This is a genomic window from Streptococcus parasanguinis (assembly GCF_047465465.1).
In the GTDB taxonomy this organism is placed as follows: domain Bacteria; phylum Bacillota; class Bacilli; order Lactobacillales; family Streptococcaceae; genus Streptococcus; species Streptococcus parasanguinis_AI.
Map to the genome: position 1 here is coordinate 195,940 of NZ_JASGZU010000002.1, position 18,819 is coordinate 214,758.

General features: G+C 43.8%; 15 protein-coding genes. 3 read left to right on the plus strand and 12 right to left on the minus strand.

Annotated features, from left to right (window positions below):
- Positions 1-41: 41 nt before the first annotated feature.
- From QM351_RS05395 to QM351_RS05405, 3 genes are all read right to left on the minus strand, one after another.
- Complete coding sequence (locus tag QM351_RS05395) at positions 42-620, minus strand: cysteine hydrolase family protein (RefSeq protein ID WP_414326858.1); 579 nt, start codon at positions 618-620, stop codon at positions 42-44.
- Positions 620-1,408, minus strand: coding sequence for a GTP-sensing pleiotropic transcriptional regulator CodY (gene codY / locus QM351_RS05400; protein ID WP_024054997.1), 789 nt, complete (start codon positions 1,406-1,408; stop codon positions 620-622). Before codY ends, QM351_RS05395 begins: the two co-directional genes overlap by 1 nt.
- A 188-nt stretch (positions 1,409-1,596) precedes the next feature.
- Positions 1,597-2,811, minus strand: a complete 1,215-nt coding sequence (locus tag QM351_RS05405; protein WP_223325540.1) for a pyridoxal phosphate-dependent aminotransferase — start codon at positions 2,809-2,811, stop codon at positions 1,597-1,599.
- Positions 2,812-3,018: 207 nt separating this feature from the next.
- On the opposite strand from QM351_RS05405, the gene QM351_RS05410 reads away from it, so the two are divergent.
- Positions 3,019-3,471: a universal stress protein gene (locus QM351_RS05410; RefSeq protein WP_214260318.1), complete on the plus strand. Its 453-nt coding sequence runs from the start codon at positions 3,019-3,021 to the stop codon at positions 3,469-3,471.
- A gap of 36 nt (positions 3,472-3,507) precedes the next feature.
- Here the strand turns inward: QM351_RS05410 and QM351_RS05415 are convergent, their stop codons facing one another.
- Entirely contained in the window at positions 3,508-4,908 is a 1,401-nt protein-coding gene (locus QM351_RS05415; protein ID WP_414326860.1) for a Cof-type HAD-IIB family hydrolase, read from the minus strand.
- Between the two features lie 62 nt (positions 4,909-4,970).
- Here QM351_RS05415 and QM351_RS05420 point away from each other — a divergent pair, with 62 nt between their 5' ends.
- On the plus strand, positions 4,971-5,933 hold the full coding sequence (locus QM351_RS05420; protein WP_414326862.1) for an asparaginase: 963 nt from the start codon (positions 4,971-4,973) through the stop codon (positions 5,931-5,933).
- 197 nt (positions 5,934-6,130) lie between these two features.
- Here QM351_RS05420 and recG read toward each other — a convergent pair whose 3' ends face one another.
- The 8 genes from recG to manA all read right to left on the minus strand — a co-directional run bounded on the left by recG (position 6,131) and on the right by manA (position 17,560).
- Positions 6,131-8,146, minus strand: coding sequence for an ATP-dependent DNA helicase RecG (recG, locus tag QM351_RS05425; RefSeq protein WP_414326864.1), 2,016 nt, complete (start codon positions 8,144-8,146; stop codon positions 6,131-6,133).
- A 60-nt stretch (positions 8,147-8,206) separates the two neighbouring features.
- Complete coding sequence (gene alr / locus QM351_RS05430) at positions 8,207-9,319, minus strand: alanine racemase (protein WP_414326866.1); 1,113 nt, start codon at positions 9,317-9,319, stop codon at positions 8,207-8,209.
- On the minus strand, positions 9,306-9,671 hold the full coding sequence (gene acpS / locus QM351_RS05435; protein WP_031572889.1) for a holo-ACP synthase: 366 nt from the start codon (positions 9,669-9,671) through the stop codon (positions 9,306-9,308). Before acpS ends, alr begins: the two co-directional genes overlap by 14 nt.
- Before the next feature lie 86 nt (positions 9,672-9,757).
- Positions 9,758-10,786: a 3-deoxy-7-phosphoheptulonate synthase gene (locus QM351_RS05440; RefSeq protein WP_414326869.1), complete on the minus strand. Its 1,029-nt coding sequence runs from the start codon at positions 10,784-10,786 to the stop codon at positions 9,758-9,760.
- Between the two features lie 52 nt (positions 10,787-10,838).
- Positions 10,839-13,358 (minus strand): preprotein translocase subunit SecA, encoded by a 2,520-nt coding sequence (secA, locus tag QM351_RS05445; protein ID WP_414326871.1) that lies wholly within the window; start codon positions 13,356-13,358, stop codon positions 10,839-10,841.
- Positions 13,359-13,531: 173 nt separating this feature from the next.
- Positions 13,532-15,376 carry an APC family permease gene (locus tag QM351_RS05450; RefSeq protein WP_414326872.1) on the minus strand — a complete coding sequence of 615 codons (1,845 nt, stop codon included), beginning with the start codon at positions 15,374-15,376 and terminating at the stop codon, positions 13,532-13,534.
- 370 nt (positions 15,377-15,746) lie between these two features.
- Positions 15,747-16,487, minus strand: coding sequence for a MerR family transcriptional regulator (locus QM351_RS05455; protein ID WP_414326874.1), 741 nt, complete (start codon positions 16,485-16,487; stop codon positions 15,747-15,749).
- 128 nt (positions 16,488-16,615) lie between these two features.
- Complete coding sequence (gene manA, locus QM351_RS05460) at positions 16,616-17,560, minus strand: mannose-6-phosphate isomerase, class I (protein ID WP_414326876.1); 945 nt, start codon at positions 17,558-17,560, stop codon at positions 16,616-16,618.
- A gap of 115 nt (positions 17,561-17,675) precedes the next feature.
- Here manA and queG point away from each other — a divergent pair, with 115 nt between their 5' ends.
- The gene (gene queG, locus QM351_RS05465) at positions 17,676-18,815 is read left to right on the plus strand and encodes a tRNA epoxyqueuosine(34) reductase QueG (RefSeq protein ID WP_254727356.1); all 1,140 of its coding nucleotides are present in this window, start codon (positions 17,676-17,678) and stop codon (positions 18,813-18,815) included.
- Positions 18,816-18,819 lie beyond the last annotated feature (4 nt).

The window sequence follows — 18,819 nt, forward strand, 5'->3', positions numbered from 1 at the left end:
AGGCCTAGACAAATGTCTATGACCTCTTTTACAATCTTTTCTTATTTAGTATCTAATACAGCTAGTGCGCTGTCTACCAAGCTTGCCCCTAAGACATGCTTGAAATGATTCAAGGCAAACTGGTGATTTTCAGGAGTGAGTGACGCCACTGCAGGTTCCACGACTTCGATCTGGTAGCCGAGATTGTAGGCATCAACCGCTGTATGGAGGACACAGATATCAGTCAAGACCCCAGTCAAAATAACGGTATCTACATGGCGTTCCCGCAGGCGGATATCTAGATCCGTTCCTGAAAAAGCAGAATAATGACGTTTGTCCATCCAAAAGACGCGTGGATCCGCTTTGTGCTCCCGATAAAAATCTGCTAAAGGGCCGTACAAATCCCGTCCGCTAGTCCCAATGATATTATGAGGTGGGAAGAGCTTGCTTTCAGGATGAAATGAATCCTCTACATCATGCGCATCAATGGCAAAAAAGACATAGGCTCCTTGGTCAAAGGCCAATTGGGTCACCTGAGCAATGGTCTCAGAAATGGCTTGTGCAGGAGCACCTGCCGTAAGTTTACCATCATCTGCTACGAAATCGACAGTGTAGTCAATTGAAATCAAGGCTTTAGTCATTAGTAATCTCTTTTCTTAATTTCCTCAAAGATATCTGGAATCAACACTTTGAGATAGGTTCCCTTCATTCCAAGAGAACGGCTTTCAATAATACCAGCTGACTCCAATTTCCGGAGTGCATTGACAATCACAGAGCGGGTAATGCCAATCCGATCCGCGATGATAGAAGCAGTCAACTGTCCCTCATTTCCTTTCAATTCACTAAGGATGGCAGAAACAGCCCGCAATTCAGAGTAAGACAAGGTATTGACAGCCATATTCACCGCTGTCCGACGACGAATATTCTTCTCGTCTTCCTCGCGTTGGTAGTTCAACATTTGAATCCCTACCACGGTACTCGCAATCTCAACCAAGATCAAATCATCATCCGCAAACTGTTTATCATTGCGCCAAATGATCAAGGAACCCAACCGAATCCCAGAAACATGGATCGGCGCAATGGTCGTCAAGCCATCAGGAAATTCAGACTTGGTTTCGACCGGAAAGATACTCAAATCATGGTCCACATCTAAATTAGCTTCTGTATCGTAGACCAAACTAGCTGCCTTGGCATAATCTTCTGGTAATTTTTTATTTTGAAAGAAAGCTTCTACCCGGTCATTGTTGGTCTTGTAACGCATGAAATAACCAAGAAGGGTTCCCTTGCTATTAATGATACAGGCATTACAGTGGATAATATCCGCTAATTGCTGGGCAATATCATTATAAGGCATCTCGAACTGCAACTGTTCATCAGTCCGTTTCAAGATGGATGTAATTTTACGTGTCTTTTCTAATAAGTTTGCCATAATAAACCTCGCATATAGTCAGCTCAAGTATATCATATAAGTGTGGGAATTTCAATCAAATTATCTGAAAATTATTTATTTTTTCTACAATTATGCGCAATTCAGAAAAATGTCGTTTCGATGACATGGATTTTATAAAATGAATCAAAAAAAAGATTGAAGACTTTCCTCTTCAATCCTTTATCTAATTAACGTTTGTATTGCTTCAAGAAACGAGTCATTTTTTCTTGAATTTGAGCTAACTCATCGACACGTGGAAGGTAAACGATCCGGAAGTGATCTGGATCTTTCCAGTTAAAGCCGCGGCCATGAACCAAGAGAATCTTTTCTTGCTTCAAAAATTCTAAAACAAATTGTTCATCATCATCCACGCGGTACATGTCCCGATCAATCTTAGGGAAGATATAGAGACCAGCCTTTGGCTTAACAGCTGAGAGGCCTGGAATATCATTAATAGCTTTGTAGATAAAGTTGCGTTGTTCGTAGATTCGACCACCTGGAAGCAAGAGTTCATCCACGGATTGGTAACCTCCAAGAGAGGTTTGCACAACTTGTTGAGACAAGACATTTGAACAAAGACGCATATTGGACAACATGTTCAAGCCTTCGATATAGCCCTTCACATGGTGCTTGGGTCCGGATAGAACCATCCAACCAACACGGAAACCGGCAATCCGGTGAGATTTTGACAAGCCATTCATACTCACACAGAAGAGATCAGGCGCTAAACTTGCAATAGCCGTGTGTTTTTCCCCATCCATGACCAAGCGATCGTAAATTTCATCCGCAAAGATGATCAAGTTATTTTGACGAGCGATCTCTACAATCTCAAGTAGGATCTCATCTGGATAGAGGGCACCTGTTGGGTTATTCGGGTTGATGACAACGATAGCCTTAGTGTTTGAGGTGATTTTCGACTTGATATCCTCAATATCTGGATACCAGTTTGCTTCTTCATCACAAAGATAGTGAACCGCATTCCCACCGGCTAGGCTGACGGCTGCTGTCCAAAGAGGATAGTCCGGCATAGGAACCAAGACTTCATCGCCATTGTCGAGCAGTCCTTGCATGGACATGACGATCAGCTCACTCACTCCATTTCCAAGGTAAATATCATCAATATCCACATTTGGAATTTTTTTCAACTGGCAGTACTGCATGATTGCCTTGCGGGCTGAAAAGATCCCTTTTGAATCCGAATAGCCTTCACTATCACGCGCATTCATGATCAAATCATGGATAACTTCATCTGGAGCTGTAAAACCAAATTCAGCAGGATTCCCTGTATTCAAACGAAGAATTTTTTCTCCATTTGCTCGCATGCGCATGGCTTCTTCCAAGACTGGACCACGAATATCGTAAGCGACATGTTCGAGTTTGCTTGATTTATTATATTCCTTCATATTCTGCCTCGATTCACGAAATTATCTCTATTATACCACTAGTTCAAATAGAGTACAAATTGAGGACTTTATAAATTCTGCAAAAATATACCAGAAAAGTGAGACTTTACCTTTACATTCTAGCTTAAAAGGAATAAAATATAAGTGTATAAAGAATAGAAGAACTTCTGTTCTATCCATGTTTTCAAGCTATAAGGAGGTAGGGTTATGTCTCAAAAATACGAAAACATTATGGTCGCTGTCGACGGTTCTCATGAAGCAGAATTAGCCTTTGAAAAAGGGGTTAACGTTTCTCTTCGCAACGGCTCTAAATTGACTATTGCCCACGTCATCGATACCCGTGCCCTTCAAAGCGTCTCAACTTTTGATGCTGAGGTCTATGAAGAATTGCAAGACGAAGCCAATGAATTGCTCAAGGGCTACAAGGAACGTGCTGAAAAAGTCGGGGTTCAAAATGTTGCGACTGTTGTAGAAATGGGAAATCCAAAGGTCCTCTTAGCTAATGATATCCCAAGTAAAGAAGGGGTTGACCTCATTATGGTCGGGGCTACCGGACTTAATGCCTTCGAACGGTTAATGGTCGGATCCTCCTCAGAATATATCCTTCGCCACGCCAAAGTAGACTTACTAGTGGTACGTGATAAGGATAAAACCATGTAAGAAAGAAAAAGTTTGGAACAAAGGTTCCAAACTTTTTTAGTTGTCTTTTTTTGCTTCTTTTTGTTTTGCATGTTTTTCGTAGGCCTTGAGCTGGCGATCGAGTTCTTTTTTGATGGCTGGTTCTGGGGCGTATTTTTCTTCCCAATCATCTGGCTTCAGAATTTTGTGAGTTACTGGATCAAAGTGCGCCTTTCCATCTGGGAAAATCTTGCCCATATTGGCCCGGTGAACAATCTCGAAGATCTCTTCAGGATCGACCCCCATTAGTACAAAGCTACCATAAGTCAGATAGAGGGTATCAATTAAGGCATCAACCTGCCCTACCATGGAGATCTCAGCTGTATGCTTACTCCGAACCTTATCTGCAGCCTTATCCAAGGCTTCGTGAAGAGCTGCTACCGAGCGGTCAAATTCTTCCTCACTTGTGCTAGCTGCTCGGACAAATTCTACCAACTCCTCTTGCTTGAACATGGTTCGATAAAGGGCATCTTGAGGCTGCCAAACAACTGGTTTCTCCTGGGTTTCCCCATCCATCACACCATGGAAGGTTTTGACCTTATTGAAGTGATCATCCTTAGAAAGAAAGAGTTCTTTCTCTGAGAGAATACCAAAGTGTTGCAGGGCCTTTTGAATGCCATCCTTGCCATTACTGGTCGTGGTATGCTTGGCAATCGCTTTGACGCTGGTCGTCCCATTTCCCATCGCAATAGACAAGCCAACACCTGACAGCATCTCTAAGTCATTATCAGAATCTCCAAAAGCCATCACCTCATCAATGTCAAAGCCAAATTCCTGACCAACGATGCGGATCCCTTCTAGTTTGGAAATGCCTGAGTTGAGGACGTCTGCTGCAAAAGGACTAGACCGTGTGAATTTCAGATCCGGAAACTCTTTTTCTATTTTTGCAGTCTCTTCTGGGCTCGATAAGATCAACACTTGATAAATTGGTTCTTGTGCTAGTGCATAGAGGGTGTCCTGATCTTGTGGGACGACCTTGCTGACCACTTTGTTAAATCCTCGACTGACTGTACGGGCCATTTTGCGGGGCACAAAGCGACTGGACCAAGTTGAAATAGGACTCATCCCAAAACTCATGATCCGAGAACCAAATACCCCATCCTTGGTACCAAGAGCGATCTCCTTACGGTGTTCTCGAGCATAGTCAATCAGCTGGTGCAGGCTCTTTTTGTCGATCGGGCTGGTAAACAGCACGCGGTCCTTGGTCAAAATATACTGACCATTATAGGTCACTGCAAAATCAAAACCATAGCGTTCCATAAACGGTTTGACAAAGGCCGGTCCTCGCCCTGTCGCAAGGCCAACATAGATCCCTTCTTCCTTTAAAGACTGAATGGCTTTTTCTGTTGATTTGAGGACCGCTCGACTATCATTCACCAAGGTTCCATCGATATCAAAAAAGACTGCTTTTATTTCCATGTCTACTGTTTCTTTCTTTTTATGATAAAATAAATTATATCACATATTCCAAGGAGCTTCACATGTTTAAGAAAATTTTAGCACTACATACCGGAGGGACCATTTCGATGGCGGCAGATGACTCTGGGGCAGTGATTACCAATGAAGTCAATCCCATGACCCAAGTTACTTCACCAATTGAAGGGATTGCAGTCACCTCAGAGGACTTCTTCAACCTTCCCAGCCCTCAAATGACTCCTCGTCACATGTTAGCCCTGTATCAAAAAATCAAAGAGGAAGCTCACAACTATGATGGCATCGTTATTACCCACGGGACAGATACGCTGGAAGAAACGGCTTATTTTTTGGATACCATGGAGTTACCAGAGATCGGTGTGGTCATTACAGGAGCTATGCGAAGCTCCAACGAGCTAGGAAGCGATGGCGTCTATAATTTTCTGACAGCCCTTCGAGTGGCGTCCGATCCAAAAGCACGCGATAAAGGCGTCTTAGTCGTCATGAACGATGAAATTCATGCGGCTAAGTACGTCACCAAAACCCACACCACCAATGTCAGCACCTTCCAGACACCAACCCACGGCCCACTAGGTTTGGTCATGAAAAAGGAAATCCTCTTCTTTAAAACTGCTGAGCCAAGGGTGCGCTTTGATCTCGATACCATCGATGGTTTTGTTCCGATCATTGCTACCTATGCAGGGATGAAAACCGATCTGCTGGACATGCTGGATCTTTCAAAGCTCGATGGCCTCATTATCGAAGCCTTTGGAGCAGGAAACATCCCTAAAGAAACGGCACATAAACTCCAAGAATTCATGGATGCAGGTCTCCCAATCGCTTTAGTATCCCGTTGCTTCAATGGAATCGCTGAACCCGTCTACGCATATGAAGGAGGAGGCGTCCAACTCCATCAAGCAGGTGTCTTTTTCATCAAAGAATTAAACGCCCCCAAAGCGCGCATCAAACTCCTCATCGCCCTCAATGCTGGCCTAAAAGGACAAGAACTCAAAGACTATATCGAAGGGTAGTATAAGATACAAAGGGCGTAGCGGATACAGTCAAAATAGGGAATTCGACGCAGAATCATTAGATTCTAGGAGGATTCATCTTTTTGACACAATCCGCAGCCCGTGTTCAGTTAATAAGATACAAAGCCCGTAAAATGCAATCTCAAAGGGAGTAGAGTGGAATCCAAAGAATTTCCACTCTACTCCCTTTTTTCCGTTTAGTCTAAATGTTCTTTCTTTTCTAAGTAAAGCGAGAGCAAATGCCAATCGGGGTGTTCGCGCCAATTTGGTGTAGCTACGATCTGGCTAGCAACTTTCCTTGCTTCTTCCAGAATGGGATAATCTTCTACCAAATCAGCCACTTGAAACTCTGGGATCCCCGATTGACGGGTTCCAAAGATTTCACCTGAACCTCGCATTTTCAAATCTTCTTCCGCTAGCACAAACCCATTGGTCGTCTCTGTCATAATTTTCATGCGCTGCTTGCCACTATCTGTCTTAGGATTGGCTACTAGAATAGCATAGGATTGCTTGTTTCCCCGACCAACCCGGCCTCGTAGCTGGTGAAGCTGGCTAAGACCAAACCTATCTGCATCCATAATGACCATAACGGTTGCATTGGGTACGTTGACTCCTACTTCAATAACGGTCGTAGACACCAAAACATCGACTTGGTGCTCTTTAAAGGCCTGCATGATGGCATCTTTTTCTTCACTTTTCATCTTCCCGTGAAGCAGAGAAACGCGTGCTCGCTGCCCAAAGAAGGTCTCTAGCTCTTCTTGGAGGGCAAGGGCGTTTTTCAAATCTAGCGCCTCTGACTCCTCAATCAATGGAGAAATAAAGTAGGCTTGAGAACCTTTGCCAAGTTCTTTGACTAACCAGTCGAGGACCACTTCTAACTGCTCATGCTTGACCCAACGTGTGATGATTTCCTTGCGTCCCGCAGGCATCTGATCAATGATGGACACATCCATATCTCCAAAGGCTGTAATAGCCAAGGTCCGGGGAATAGGGGTAGCCGTCATCATCAGGACGTCTGGATTTTGTCCTTTTTCTCGAAGAATACGACGTTGGGAAACCCCAAAGCGATGCTGTTCATCAATAATGACCAAACCAAGATCTTGGTAGTGAACTCCCTCTTGAATCAAGGCATGTGTCCCCACAATCAATTGGGCTTTTCCTGAGGCGATCTCTTCTAAGACTTCTCGTTTCTCAGCCGCCTTTAATCCTCCTGTTAGAAGGGCAATTGGCAAATCTGGAAAAAGATTTTGCAAGCTTTCCTTGTGCTGCTCTGCCAAAATCTCCGTTGGAACCATCAAGGCAGCTTGCTTACCAGCGCTTAAGGCTGCATACATGGCAAGACCGGCCACGACTGTCTTCCCGCTTCCCACATCCCCTTGTAAGAGGCGGTTCATATGATAAGGTGAGGCCATATCTGTCAAGATTTCATTCAAGCTGTTTTCTTGAGCTTGCGTTAGCTCAAAAGGAAGCTGTTTTTTTCGTTCTGCTAATTTTTCTGGATTCCAGGCCAAGGAAATCCCTTGGCTGGCATCGTGATTTTCTTCTTTTAGCACTTGGAGTTGCAGCTGGAAAAAGAGGAGCTCTTCAAATTTTACCCGGCGAAGAGCTTGCTTGTACTCTGTCAGATCCTTAGGAAAATGCATAGCTTGCACTGCTTGGGAACGAGACATAAGTTGATAACGCTCTCGTAAGATTTGGGGGACGTTCTCTTCTAAAAGCTGGTCCAAGCCCTGGTCGAATGCTATTTTGATCAATTTCACCAGGCTGTTTTGGCTGACTCCTTGCGTCACTCGATAGACCGGCTGCAAATCATCTTCCACTTGAGCCAGGAGTTTCATCCCTGTCAAACTGCCTTTGGCCTTGTCCCATTTTCCAAAAATCGCCACTGTCTGCTGAACCTCAATTTTGTCTGCTAGATAGGGTTGGTTGAAAAAATTAACCGCAATGACTTGGTCTCCCTGTTTGATTGAAAAACGCAAGCGATTTCGTTTGTAGCCATAATATTGGACATTGGCTGGTGTTGCTACCACCCCAGAGATGACGGCTTTTTCACCATCTTCCAACTCTAAAACATTGCGCGTTTTGAAGTCTTCATAGCGAAAAGGGAAATACAAGAGCAGATCTTCTAAGGTTTCAATCCCTAACTTTTTAAATTTTTCCGCCGATTTTGGACCGACTCCAGGCAGTACGGATAAGGGTTGGTGTAGATTCATTTCTCCTCCTTTCTTTTATAAAAAAGCAGGTCCATCCGGGAAAATCCCACCTGCTTCTTCTTATTCTTCACCTGTATAGTCACGAGGAATCCGATCACTCAAGAGACAGACCACTTCATAATTAATGGTACCACGGTAATCTGCAACCTCTGTTGCCGTGATTTCTTTCTCGCCCTCTCGTCCAATCAGGGTAACCTTGGTCCCCAGAGGCAATTCTTCAGGAAGGCGAACCGTTATCTGGTCCATCGAAACGCGACCAACAATGGGACAATAGTCCCCCTTAATCAGCACATGGAAATTTTGCATCTCTCGTATCCAACCATCCGCATAGCCGATAGGAATCGTCCCGATCCATTGGGATTCTCCCGTCGTATAGGTTGCCCCGTAGCCAATATCTTGACCAGCTTCCAACTGTTTCACATGAACTAATTCGCTCACCAAACTCAAGGCTGGCTTAATTTCATAAGGCAAGACTAACACAGAACCACTCGGATTCAAGCCATACATGACATCTCCCAAGCGCACAGCCGTGAAAATCGTATCCGCATGCCACAAAGAGGTAGCCGAATTACTAGCATGGACAATGGGAGGAAGGGTTTCAAGAGCAGCCAATACTTCTTTGAAAAACTGGTATTGCGCTTGGAATTTTCGATCATCTGCTTCATCTGCTGTCGCAAAATGAGTAAAAATCCCTTCAATTTCAGCTCCAGCTGCTAAGAGGAGACGTTCAGCCTCTTTGATCTCTTCGATCCTTCGGAATCCAATCCGCCCCATTCCAGAATCCACCTTGATATGGACCTTCAATCCTGAAAGATCTGCTTCTTGTCCAAGCAATTGATCCAACCAAGCAAGACTCGCCACTGTTAAGCGGATGTCATGCTCTTTGGCTAGATTCACTGTTTCACTTGGCACAACTCCCAAAATCAAAATAGGGTGTTGCAAGCCTTCTTCACGGATTTCGAGGGCTTCATCCATATTGGAAACACAAAAACCATCTACCTGAGGCGCCAATTTTTTGGTCACCGCAACGACCCCATGACCATAGGCGTTGGCCTTGACGACTGCATATTTCAAGGCTTGACTCGGAATATGGTCACTGACTTGTTGCACATTAAAGGCAATGGCATCCAAATCGACTCTAGCAACAGTTGGTCTATGTTTACTTGCTTTCATTTTCTTCCTCCAAAATGACACTGGTCGACACTAGGTCTCCTTTGTGACTGATCGAAATCCATACCTTCCCAGAAAAAGGAGACTTGGAAAAATAGGGGGCTCCGTGGGCATCATTTAAAATTTCTAACTCTTGAAAGCCAACCGGTCCAATCCCTGTTCCCATTGCCTTCGAAAAGGCTTCTTTGGCGGACCATCGGCCCGTTAAATATTCCATTTTCCGTTTTCCAGACAACTCCTCAAAACGCTCTCGCTCAGCCTCAGTTAAGACTTTTTCAGCGAATCGGGTATTCTTCTGATAGGCTTTTTCAATCGCAGCGATCGATTCGATATCGATGCCATGTCCTTTGATCATCTTGTTTTATCCTTATTTGTTGTCTCAGTATCGTTTTACTGACAAAAGAGAAGGGGCTAAAGAATCACTCCTTCCGCCCCTGCCTGTTACTTATTCATAGTTGCAATTTCTTTGACCAAGGCCTGTGTTTTTTCCCAACCCAGGCAAGGGTCTGTGATGGATTGACCATAAACCACTGGTTCATTTTGACGGCCATCTTCTAGATAGGATTCAATCATGAAACCACGAACTAAAGTTGCCAAATCCTTGTTCCAAACACGGTTCATCATGGTTTCTCTCACGATTCGTACTTGCTCTTCGAATTGTTTGCCAGAATTGTCATGGTTGGTATCCACCAGGATGAAGGGATGTTGCAAGCCCATTTCGCTATAGCGTTTTGCTGCCGCTAGCAAATCTTCATAATGGTAATTTGGAATATTCTTACCAGTTGCATCCAATCCTCCGCGAAGGATCGCATGGGCCAAAGGATTTCCTGATGTTTCCACTGCTTGGGCATTGAACAAGAAATTTTGTGGATGTTGGGCCGCATAAATCGCATTAAACATGACGGAAAGATTTCCTGATGTTGGATTCTTCATGCCTGTTGGAGCAGAGATTCCACTTGATACAAAGCGGTGCTCCTGGTCTTCAACTGAACGCGCTCCAATGGCATGATAAGAAATCAAATCTTCAACATAAGGAAGACTGCCTGGATAAAGCAATTCATCTGCAGTCGTCAAACCAGTTTCTGTAATCACACGGTAGTGAAGATGCCGAACAGCTTTTAAACCATCCACAAAGCTTGGTGCCGCCTGTGTATCTGGTTGGTGCATCAAGCCTTTGTAACCATCCCCATTGGTCCGAGGCTTAGCCGTATAGACCCGCATCACAATAAAAATCTGATCTTTCACTTGCTCTTGCAGATCTGCCAAGCGACGGGCATACTCCATCACCGCTTCTTCATTATCAGAAGAACAAGGCCCAATCACAAGAAGGATCCGTTGGTCTTCTCCTTTGATAATCGCCTCCAACTCCCGGTCACGTGCTTCTTTACGCTCCAAGGCTGAACCTTCCAAACGGTACAGCGAAGTGATCTCTTGCTCATCAATCTTATTGCTCTTCCTAACGAATACCATACGGCCTCCTTCTGCTACCTAGACCCTTCCTCACTACGTTTAAGAGGAGATCTTAACCTTTACGTCCGTGGCAGTTTTTAAATTTCTTACCTGAACCACAAGGGCACAAATCATTGCGTTTCACTTGTGACAAATCAATTTCTGCTGGAATATCTTGTTGTTGGGCTGCAATATTGCGAGTAGCAGTTGTTGAAATGCTGTGTTCTGTACGTGGACGTTCTTGTTCGTGAATTTGGGCTTTCATCATGAGACGAGTGACATCAAATTCAATTGATCCAATCATATCGTTAAACATACGGAAACTTTCTGATTGGTATTCCACCACTGGGTTATTTTGCGCATACCCACGAAGTCCAACTGCATTTCGCAATTGATCCAAAGCATCGATGTGGTCTGTCCACTTGCTATCCACCACTCGAAGAATCAATACTTTTTGGAACTCTTGCACAGACTCTTCGTCACGCAATTTTGCTACTTGACTAGCATAGATTTCTTCTGCCCGTCCATACAAGTAGTCGATGACTTCCTTGTCTGATTTTCCTTCAATATCACTTTCAGAAATCGTATCTTCCGGAACCAAATTGTATTTGGCAAAGTTTAGAATCGCTTCGATGCGTTCTTCCTTGCTTGAGTGGCTAGCACCTTCGACAATCCGTTTGATAGTCCGTTTAATCATAGCCATGATTTCAGGAGCCAAGTCGCGGTTAGCTGTGATCACGTCATAGCGTTCTGCATAGATGATCTCCCGTTGTTCCCGCATCACGTCATCGTATTGAAGGACTTGCTTACGGGTATCGTAGTTGTTTCCTTCAACCCGTTTTTGTGCTCCCTCTACTTGGCGGGTAAACATGTTTGAACGGATCACCGATTCTTCTTCACTCAACTTGAAGCGGTCGAGCACTGCTTTGATCCGTTCTGAACCAAAACGACGCATCAACTCATCTTCAAGAGACAAGTAGAATTGAGATTCACCTGGATCCCCTTGACGTCCGGAACGTCCACGAAGCTGGTTGTCGATCCGACGACTTTCGTGACGTTCGGTCCCGATGACACAAAGGCCACCGAGTTCGCGAACCCCTTCACCGAGCTTGATATCGGTACCACGTCCGGCCATGTTGGTCGCGATGGTAACGGCACCACATTGACCGGCATTCATAATGATTTGCGCTTCTTTGTAGTGGTTTTTCGCATTCAAGACTTCGTGAGGAACACCTGCTTGCACCAACAATTGAGAAAGGTAATCACTGGTTTCAACGGCAACAGTACCAACAAGGACTGGTTGCCCTTTTTCGTGACGAGACTTGACATCTTCCACAACAGCCTTGAATTTTGATTTCAAGCTTGGGTAGAGAAGGTCTGGATGGTCAATACGGGCAATCGGACGGTTGGTTGGAATTGGAATCACGCGAATGTTATAAATTTCACGGAATTCTTCTTCTTCGGTTTTCCCTGTCCCTGTCATCCCTGACAACTTCTTGTACATACGGAAGAGGTTTTGGTAAGTAATCGATGCAGATGTTTTGGTTTCTTCTTGAACTGGAACACCTTCTTTAGCTTCGATCGCTTGGTGAAGCCCATCAGAATAACGACGACCTTCCATGGTCCGACCAGTAAATTGGTCGACGATCAAGATTTCTTGATCTTCGCTGACCACATAGTCGATATCCAAAATCATGATGTAGTTGGCACGAAGGGCATTATCGATAAAGTGGGTCAAGGCTACGTTTTCAATATCGTACAAGTTTTCAAGATTAAAGTAGCTTTCTGCCTTATCAATCCCTGAATCAGACAAACCGATGGTTTTAGATGGGACATCGATAATGTAATCGTCCTCTGTCAAGGTCTTCACATAAGCATCCGCCATGTGATAGAGCTGGCTCGTATCAGAAGCTGTCTGACCAGAAACGATCAACGGAGTACGAGCTTCGTCAATCAAAATCGAGTCTACCTCATCGACCAAGGCGTAGTTCAATGGACGTTGAACCATGTTTTCAGCACGAACAACCATGTTGTCACGCAGATAGTCAAACCCGATCTCTGAGTTGGTTGAGTAAGTAATATCACAGAGGTAAGCTTCTTTTTTCTCAGCTGGAGATTTTGCTGCCAGGTTGATCCCTACTGAAAGGCCAAGCCATGAGTACAATTCCCCCATCTCTGTTGCATCCCGCTCTGTCAGGTATTCATTGACGGTAACAACGTGTACCCCTTTACCAGACAAGGCATTCAAGTATACAGGCATGGTTGCTGTCAGGGTTTTTCCTTCCCCTGTACGCATCTCTGGAACGTCACCATGGTGAAGAACGATCCCCCCCATGACCTGAACCTTGTATGGGAACAAACCAAGGACCCGTTTTGCAGCTTCACGAACAACTGCAAAAGCCTCGTACAAGAGATCATCCAAAGACTCACCATCTTGATAGCGTTGCTTAAACTCAACTGTTTTCGCTTTTAATTCGTCATCCGTCAAAGCTGCCATTTGGTCTTCATAAGAAAAGACCTTGTCAGCCATTTTTTCAAGGCGTTTGATTTCGCCTCGATCATTTTCAATAATTGTTTTTACTAAATTTGCCATTTTTTTCCTTACTTTGATTTTTTCAAAATCTAAAATGTTCTTTTTATTCTAGCATTTTTTTAACATTTTTTCAAGATCAAGGCTGTATCTTACAAGACTTTCGAGTGGTTTTTTTCGTGTGAGAAAATCCAAAAGATGCCTGCTCAAGCAGACATCTTTTCTATATGCGATAGTTATTCAGACAAATGGTAAGAATAGCTTGCCACAACCACTTCTTCATGCCAACGAAGTGCGTACTTCAATTTCAAACTCATTTGGTTATGGAGAATATTTTGCCAATGTTTTTTAGGGATGAATTGAGGGACTAAGACTGTGACAGTATTCCCTTTTTCTTTAGCTTCCTCAGCTACTTTAGAGACAAATTCAACTGTTGGTTGAATAATATCCCGGTAGCTCGTCATGACATTTTCAAAGCGAATATGAGGGAAATAGTGCTTAAATTCTTCTGCCACCTCTGCATCTTTAACCTTGGTTTCTTCTGTTGAGACGTGCATGGCTATGACGTCATTTCCTAGGCTATTGGCATAACTCATCGCTCCCACACTTACCTGAGTGACATTTCCGACAAGGACAATCACGGTATTGCCCGCATAATTTGTCTTTTCGATCTTACCTCCCAAGCGCAATTGAGCCGCAACTTTATCATAGTGATTGCGGATACTCAAGAACATCCAAAGCAAAAGACCAATAATAGGGAAGAAGGGCCAGATTTCACGCAGACGGAACAGCAAGAGGATCAAGACAATACCATAACAGATGGCTGCCCCGAGGATATTGGCAAGCGAATACTTGAGAAAGCCTTTTTGATATTGGCGTTTCCAGTGGATCACCATCCCTGTTTGAGAAAGGGCAAAAGGAATGAAGACCCCAATGGTATAAAGCGGAATCAAACTTTCTGTTTGCCCATCAAAGATCAAGAGTAAGACGATGGCACCAATGGCCAAAGTCAAAATCCCATTGGAATAGCCCAGACGATCCCCTTTTTCCATATACATGTGTGGCATGTATTTATTTTTAGCCATGTTAAAGGCCAACATTGGAAAGGCTGAGAACCCCGTATTCGCCGCAACTGCCAGGATCAAGGCTGTTGATAATTGGAAAACGTAGAAGAAGGCTTGTCCGACCGGAGAATTTCCTAAGATAGCTTGGGCCATTTGAGCTAGAGTTGTTACCCCTTTTGCTGGTACGACACCCACCCAGTAATTGAGGAAGGTAATCCCTGCAAACATGATCCCCAAAATCAAAGCCATGATGGTCAAGGTAGAGGCTGCATTCTTTGCTTTTGGTTTCTTAAAGAAAGGAACCGAATTGGAGATGGCTTCAACACCTGTTAGTGAAGCTGATCCACTCGTAAAGGCCCGCAACAAGAGAATGACACTAACCCCTGAAATGGTTTGACCCACATGAGCAGTCGCGTTATAGGCCAATTGACCAGTCAAAATTTGGATCACACCATAGCCGATCAAGGCAATGGTACTGACAATGAAAAGGTAGACCGGAATCATCAAGGATGTTGCCGATTCGCGCAATCCCCTCAGGTTCATCAGCATCAAGATCAAGACCAACAAAATGGAAATGTGAAGATTATAAGGATGAAGAGAGGGGATCGCTGACGTGATGGCATCTGCACCGGAAGAAACAGATACTGCTACTGTCAGCATGTAGTCGACCAAGAGACTGCCACCAGCGATCAACCCCGCTTTCGGAGACAAATTCTCCGTAGTCACCATGTAGGCCCCTCCCCCTTGAGGATAGGCATGAATGACCTGGCGATAAGAAATCGTTAAACTGGCTAGGAGAACTAGAACCACAATCCCAATTGGAATGGACCACCAAATGGCTCCTGCTGATACGGTCATCAAGACCAGGATAACTTGCTCTGGACCATAGGCAATAGAAGAAAGTGCGTCACTAGAGAGCATGGCCAAGGCCTGCATTTTCCCTAACAGCCCTCCTTCACCTTCTGCACCAGATTTCAACGGACGGCCAATAAACCATTTTTTCAATGTTGAAAACATAAAAAACTCCTTGAAAAAAAGATCATGAGGCCGGGAATTCCCTGCCTCTTTTCATAAAACAGGGGTTATTCTACTCCTTTTTTTCAAGACTGTCAACCGAAATTGTGGAATTTTCATAAAGTTTTCATTCTTCCCTTCCACCTCCCATAGATAGGACCGTTTCTTTTCAATTTTTTCTAAGCAAAAAACGAGGCTGGGACAAAAATCCTAGCCTCTCAATTATTTTTGGATTGTCGAGCAAGACGCAGTGGTTGAGTGGGCTCTAGTACGCTGATTTCATCAGCTTTTACAGCCCTACTCAACTGTGCGGAGGTGGGACGACGAAATCGAATTCTAACGAATTACCGATTTCTGTCCCACTCTCACTTTTTTATTTCGGTTGATTTTCTACATAAGAAGCAATGACATCCGAAGTGTACTGGGCTGTACCAGCCCCAAACTTGTCGATATTTCCCTTGAATTCTGGATTATAGACATAGCCTTTGCCAATATGGCCAAAAACCTCTATAGAGCAGTCAAATCCATACGTTCGAATTGCGTCTAACAGTTTGGCTGCTTGATCTTGGTTTTCATTTGCTGATACGGGTAGACCATCTTTGAGATTTTGCGCCAAAGTTTGAAAAACTTGGTTGAAGGCTCTTGTTGCCTCATCTTCTCGACCTTTTTGGCGTTCAAGCGCTTGGTTCATGACTTCTTGGCCATACTTGTCTACCGCCTCTTGATGGTATTTTTGAGTATCTTGGTAGCTAAATCCAGTAAATTTTTCCTCAATTGTCATTTGTCTTTCTCCTTTTTGTTCTTGAATGGTTTTTTGCAAGGTGGAAATCAAGGTATCCAAACGTTTTCTTTCTTGAGTCAAATAATCTAACTGTTTGGTCAAATGGGGCAATAAGTTAGACTTTTCTTCGGCTAAGAGTTCTGCTATTTGGTCCAAGGAAAACCCTAGATACTTGTAATAGAGAATTACCTGTAAGCGTTCTAAATCTTCTTGGCTGTATGTTCGATAGCCATTTTTAGATTTCACAGGGACTAGAAGTCCTATCTTATCATAGTGGTGCAAGGTCTTGATAGAGACACCTGACAGCTCTGCAGCTTCTTTGATATGGAACATGATTTCCTCCTTACAAGGATAGTATAATCCCTCCCCTTAGGTCAGAGTCAAGACTTAACATAAAAATAGTTTTATTTCAGAAAAAAGGCTTGAGTAGTTCCATTGCGTTTTACTCAAACCCTTTGTTTTTATGGGTGACTCACAATCAATTCTAAACCTTGCCCTTCCAAAGTCCAAGATTCAACATCGCTTGGCAAGATAAAGTGACTTCCTTTTTGAATAGGATAATCCTTTCCATCTACAGTCAATATCCCTTCTCCAGTTAGGACGCTCAATAAGCTGTAATCAGCAGTCTTTTCAAAATTAGCTTTTCCAGTAAGTTCCCACTTATAAACCGTAAAGAAATCACTTGCAACCAAGGTCGTCATCCGAAGATCATCGATCACAACTGTATCTGGATGGCTATTAGCTGGCTCCCCAATATTCAACACATCAATTGATTTTTCTAGATGAAGCTCTCGCAAATTTCCTTGAGCATCCTTGCGGTCAAAATCATAAACCCGGTAGGTGGTATCACTCGACTGTTGGGTTTCAAGAATCAAGATTCCAGATCCAATTGCGTGCATGGTTCCACTTGGCACATAGAAGAAATCTCCAGCCTTGACTGGAACTTTTGTCAGCAAGGCATCCCAGTTTTTATCTTCGATTTGCTGGCGGAGTTCTTCTTTTGACTCGGCATTGTGTCCATAGATAATCTCTGATCCTTCGTCAGCCGCAATCACATACCAACACTCGGTTTTTCCAAGTTCTCCCTCATGCTCCATGGCATAGGTATCATCCGGGTGCACCTGTACACTAAGCCAGTCGTTAGCATCCAAAATCTTTGTTAATAAAGGAAAGACAGGCTCTTTACGATTGCCGAATAATTCTCGGTGCTCTTGATAGAGCTGATCCAATCCCATTCCTTCGTATGGACCATTGGCCACTTTAGAAACGCCATGCGGATGGGCCGAAATCGCCCAAAATTCACCGACATGGTCACTCGGAATGTCGTAACCAAATTCCTCTTTTAGACGTGTTCCTCCCCAAATTTTTTCCTGCATCACTGAATGTAAAAATAATGGTTGTACCATAATATCCTCCTCACATTTCATGTTTCTATTATACAAAAAAAAGAAAGCTTTTGAAAGCCCTTCCTGATCGTTTCCTTTCTCGCCAGAATCTTCATTTTTGTGTATAATGGAAAAGATGACACTAAAAGAAAATATTATCCAACTGGCACATTCTATTGGGATTTCAAAAATTGGATTTACAACTGCTGATGACTTTGCTTATTTGGAAAAATCGCTCCGCTTGGCCGTTGAGGAAGGACGGAATTCTGGATTCGAGCATAAGAATATTGAAGAGCGCATCCACCCCAAATTAAGTCTCTCCTCCGCAAAGACGATCATCTCAATCGCTGTCGCCTACCCCCACAAACTCAAGCAACAACCTCAAAAAACAGCCTATAAAAGAGGAAAATTCACGCCCAACAGCTGGGGATTAGACTACCATTATGTCCTTCAAGACAAGCTCAACCGCTTAGCTGCTGGAATTGAAGAAATGACGCAAGATTTTGAATACAAGGGCATGGTCGATACTGGAGCACTGGTTGATACGGCTGTCGCCCAACGAGCTGGAATTGGCTTTATCGGAAAAAATGGCTTAGTCATTTCAAAAGAATACGGTTCTTACATGTTTTTGGGGGAATTGATTACCAATCTCGAAATTGAACCAGATCATCCTGTCGACTATGGTTGTGGAGACTGTCGACGTTGTTTAGATGCATGCCCAACCTCCTGCCTAATCGGAGATGGCTCTATGAATGCAAAACGCTGTTTGTCTTTCCAAACTCAGGACAAGGGCATGATGGACCTAGAATTTCGCAAGAAAATTAAAACGGTCATCTATGGATGTGACATCTGTCAGATTAGCTGCCCTTATAACAAAGGGCTGGATAATCCCTTGGCAACAGAAATCGATCCTGATCTGGCTCATCCAGAGTTGATTCCTTTTCTCGAGCTGTCAAACGGACAATTTAAGGAAAAATTCGGGCATGTTGCTGGAAGCTGGCGAGGCAAGAATATCCTCCAGCGCAATGCCATTATCGCACTAGCCAATGCCAATGACCGCTCAGCCATCCCTAAACTCCTGAACATCATCGAGACCTCGCAAAATCAGATCCATATTGCAACGGCTATCTGGTCTTTAGGGCAACTGCTACGTGAAGTCACTCCAGACCTTGTTGAGCTCTTACGGAATATCAAACATCCGACTAATGCTATCATAGAAGAACGAACTGCTTTCTTTGAAAAATTCGGCATTCAAGCAATTTCACAACTACAATGAAAAA